We start from the raw sequence: 397 nt of genomic DNA, 5'->3' as shown, positions 1-397 counted from the left end.
CCCCTACATCGTCGGCAATGACAAGATCCTGATTGGTTTCTCGATCCAACTGGAGGACGTTTTTTAGCGCCCCACCGGTCGAGATAAAACGGCGCTTGTGAAGCTGCCGCGTCAGCTCAAGAAACCACTCAGGATCGTTTGCCATATCTTCCGGTTTAACGGAGTATTTCAGCGTTTCAGCAACCGCGCTTTGCAGTTGCTCGGCAACGTTGGCCACAACCTCACCTGTCTTAGTTTTTACTGCCCGAATATCGATATTCGGCTCATAGTTCACCCGCAAGCAATCGCGCCAGAGTTCTACCCAACGTTCGTGCTTAACGTAGTTCTTCCCTTTAAACCAAGAAGGTTGCACCATCAGCAGACAGTGAAAATGCGGATGTGCGCTGCCATCCTTACC

General features: G+C 50.9%; 1 protein-coding gene. It reads right to left on the bottom strand.

Annotated elements, in window-relative coordinates; all coding sequences use genetic code 11:
* Positions 1 to 397 (bottom strand): protein rep (locus WCE05_RS26315; protein WP_368816884.1); only part of this gene is annotated, 397 nt, incomplete at both ends.

Source organism: Pseudomonas sp. I2 (assembly GCF_040984075.1).
GTDB classification, from domain to species: Bacteria; Pseudomonadota; Gammaproteobacteria; order Pseudomonadales; family Pseudomonadaceae; genus Aquipseudomonas; species Aquipseudomonas guariconensis_B.
This window is presented reverse-complemented; position numbering and strand designations above follow the sequence as displayed.